3 protein-coding genes are annotated in these 3,935 nt (G+C 39.8%); all 3 read right to left on the bottom strand.

Translation table 11 applies throughout. The features are described from left to right. Positions 1 to 657 (bottom strand): cellulose biosynthesis cyclic di-GMP-binding regulatory protein BcsB (locus L652_RS0121230; protein ID WP_029770358.1); only part of this gene is annotated, 657 nt, incomplete at its 3' end. Further along, positions 650 to 2,824, bottom strand: coding sequence for a UDP-forming cellulose synthase catalytic subunit (bcsA, locus tag L652_RS0121225; RefSeq protein WP_076914944.1), 2,175 nt, complete (start codon positions 2,822 to 2,824; stop codon positions 650 to 652). The genes bcsA and L652_RS0121230, both read right to left, overlap by 8 nt. Before the next feature lie 34 nt (positions 2,825 to 2,858). Continuing rightward, on the bottom strand, positions 2,859 to 3,935 hold a 1,077-nt coding region (locus L652_RS0121220; RefSeq protein WP_024603370.1), incomplete at its 5' end, for an IS4 family transposase.

Here is a 3,935-nt window from a genome sequence, read left to right as displayed (position 1 = left end):
CGCTTCTATAGCTTGTGTATTAGGTGTGCTTGCAAATACAAAAGGTAAGTTTAATTTGTTGTAATCTTTAGCATCAAAAAATGGTTCTGGTAAATATTCAAGGCGGCTATCAATTGCTAACTGTTTTTGATCAAGCGTTATGTGGCTTGATTTGTTTATTTCAGTCCAAATTGAGCGGCTAAAGTAATCTTGGCATCGTAAATCATAGTAACCAACTAGTTCAAAGCGAATTTGGTTGTAGTCTTGAATGTATTTAGCATTTAGGTCAAGGCTATGACTTACCGTATTTTTTACAACACTTAGCTGTTCATTAATAGGTAATACTGTTACTAAGTTATCGTTAAAATAAACTTTTAAGTGCGATACATTAGCCAGTAATGAAGGTGAGTTAGTGTACGAAAAGTTAAGCTTTAAATTAGTGCTTAATTTATCAATTCTATTTGTAAAATCGACACGAGAATTATTATTGACGCCGTCGAGTTTATAGTCATTGAATCCTAATTTTTCAAAGCTAAGGCGTAAACTAGAAACCTGGGCACTCTCAGGGTAGCCATTTACAAACAGGGTTTTGTCGTGCATAGGCTCGATAGCGAGCACTTTATATGCGCTACTAATAAGTAACAATGTTAGAAATGTATTAAGTAACTTTTTAATCATAATTATTATGCACTATCGGTTTTTTTGGAGTAAATGAATTTATGTAAATGACAATATTAGTCATTAACTTAATAACTGGTTGTAACGCTCTTGGAGCATGAAATAATAAATTACTAAAGCCCCGTAAACTGGTTTTTTGTACTTCTTTGAAGCTATACGATGGACGGTCATGTCTAAAGTTATTTTGCCAATCTAGCCAAGCATCTGCTCTTGAGAAGGTACATTGTATAAAAGCTCTCTGTTTTTCGAGAGATAAGTCTTTAAGTGTAAGGCCAATTTGTTTTTTGCGGGTATTACATACATAAGTTGTAAACGAAAACTGCTTATTACCGCGACTCATTAATAATTCAATTTTATCGTTAACACGACATAAATGCGCGTGATCTGTCTCTATGCCCACGCCGTTATCTGAATAATCCGTTATTTTTACTTTCAAAGTATGACCATTTGCTAAACGAACGCCGGCAGGAAAGTTTGCCTTTATACGATGCGAGTGCCTCACTTGACGAGCTTCAGCAGCAACGGCAACCGCAGCACCTAAAATTATAATATTATAAAAAGCCCAACCCATACTTATTATAAGTACGCCAATCTGGCTTGGGTCACCTAAAAATAGACGTAATACACCCACTAATATACCAAGTAAATTAATAAGTAAGAGAATTAAATACGGTTTAGAAATACCCCAGTCGTAATGCTCTTCATCATTTAAACCGCCTTTTTCGGTTACATTAAACTTACCTTTATTGGGATTAAATAAAGCAACGGTGGTTGGTTTTAATATGTACCAAGCAAGTACTGACTCATACACTTCACCCCAAAAGGAGTAACGGTATTTACCTTGAATACGTGAGTTAGTCGCTTTGATTTGAATTAATGTCGGCACTACATAAATAAAAATAGCTAAAAATGGGGCATAAATTATGTATGCATTAAAATATATTAGCGCTAAAGGGGCTGTTAAAAATACAATACGAGGAATACCCGATAAAAAGTGCAGCATTGCGTTTATGTAGCATAATCGTTGAGGAATGCTTAAACCCTTACCCATTAATGGATTATCAAGTCTAAATATCTGCGCCATACCACGCGCCCACCGAATGCGTTGACCTATATGCGCTGACAGGCTATCGGTTGCAAGACCTGCTGCCTGTGGAATATTTATATAAGCAGTTTTATAACCAGCGCGCTGCATACGAAGTGCTGTGTGAGCATCCTCCGTAACTGTTTCAAACGCAAAACCGCCAATATCATCAAGCGCAGCTCGTTTTAATACGGCGCAAGAGCCACAAAAGAAGGTTGCATCCCACATGTCGTTTCCGTCTTGAATAAGCCCATAAAACAACATGTTTTCGTTAGGAATTTGACTATGGTTGTTAAGGTTACGCTCAAACGGATCTGCAGAGAAAAAGTGATGCGGTGTTTGTACCAAGCATACTTTACTGTCTTTTAAAAACTGCCCCATCGTCATTTGTAAGAACGAGCGAGCAGGAACGTGGTCACAATCAAAAATTGCGATATATTCGCCATCGGTATAACGCATAGCGCTATTCATATTGCCGGCTTTAGCATGATTGTTATCCGAACGAGCTAAATAGCCTACTCCAATTTCCTCTGCAAATTCCTTAAACTCTGGGCGCTTACCATCATCTAATATATAAACATTTAGTTTATCTGCAGGCCAATCGATGCTTAGAGCAGCCAGAGTAGTGGGTCTTACAACGCTTAACGGCTCATTATAAGTTGGAATATATACATCTACTGTTGGCCATAAGTCAGTGTTTTTTGGTAAAGGAACCGGTTTTCGCTCAAGCGGGTTAATTGTTTGGAAAAAACCTAAAATCAGTACAAGCCAGGCATACGTTTCAGCAAGTAATAAGCCACCACCTAGTGCAAGTGCAAGTGGATCATCCCAATTTAAAGTCTCAGTGTAACGCCACCACAAGTAACGAGAAGACGTAGTTACTGACAGAGTAATCATGACAATGGTTGCCATTTGGCCTTTTACTCGTTTAAGCGCATACGCAACTAGTAAAATAAAGCTTATAAAAACGGCTTGAGCTTCCAAGCTAAAAGGAATTGTAATAAATATTGCTAATAAAAATAGAATAAACGCGAGAATGACGTATTTGACTAGTTTATTTTGCCATACACGCGCATCCGCCATGGTTTTAAACGCACTTTTTTTAGCTGTCTCTTGATCACAAGTCTGACTCAAGAGATTTTGCTAAATCGTAGCCTTCCAGGATGGCTTGTAACTTAAGCCATCCTTTCCATAACACTTTCACAGATGCACGCCCTGTGCGCTTGGTATCTTTCCAGCCTCCTAACTTTGCCAGTTCCTGATACGCCCATGACATATTTGGAGCAGTTTCAGGCAATGGTGTTTTTATTCTCTTTAACCACAATAACTTCCATGCTTTGGGAGATAACAGTTGTTCACAACTTGGAGAATCAGGCTGCTCATTGGTGAACTTTAGTTGCAATATTCGCGTCGCAATAAAGCCATTAATCGTCACCAATCTTTCCATGTTATCTTGGCTTTGAAGGCGTAAACTTTCGATATCCGTACCATCACTTTTCCAGACTTTATGGTATTCCTCTACAAGCCAACGGTGCTCATAGTAGGTGATGATAGCTAAGGCGTCTTCTTTGCTGGTGACTGGTTCACTGGTTAATAGGTGCCAGCTTAAGCCATTCTTAGCGTTTCCTCGCTCTGTACAGCCGACATAGTAAACTGGGAGGGAGTGTCCTTTCTTATTGTAAGGCGCTTTGAGTGTCACTGGCGCATAGGTGATATCCAGTGTTGCGCTTCGGGCTTTTCTTCCTCCTTTTTGTGCAATGTGGATGTGTTTGGTGCCTGCACTCATCAGCTCGCTTGCAAACGCATAGAGCTTATCCTCACCTTCTTCAATATGACGACTTTGCATCGAGCGTACGACGAATCGTTGCTGCTCGGTCAGTTTATACTGCAAGTATTCGTAGATGTCCGCTTCGCGGTCACACACCGATATCACGTTCGCCATTTGTCCTTGCAGCCGCTCTGCCATCGCTCGTGACGCTGACTCCCACTTGTAACTTTCTTTTTCTTCGTAAGAAGTCGTCGCGTGTTTTTCTCTTTTTCCAATCGTGTTGATATCACGACTCCAGCGAGACTGTTCAATTAATCCCACAACTTGCTTTGTGTCTGGCGCAAACAGTAATACGCTATGAGCTAACAAGCCTCGTTGTTTTGCTCCTCGTCCGACATGACCCAAATCATCTCGAATGGAGGAATG

Source organism: Pseudoalteromonas sp. TB25, from assembly GCF_000497995.1.
Lineage (GTDB): Bacteria > Pseudomonadota > Gammaproteobacteria > Enterobacterales > Alteromonadaceae > Pseudoalteromonas > Pseudoalteromonas distincta.
The sequence above is the reverse complement of the archived record's forward strand: the minus strand, read 5'-3'. Positions and strand labels throughout refer to the sequence as shown.

Bases quoted from the DNA above. Each gene is read 5' to 3' on its own strand.
- bcsA (WP_076914944.1), bottom strand. From the start codon at position 2,824: ATGGCGGATGCGCGTGTATGGCAAAATAAACTAGTCAAATACGTCATT.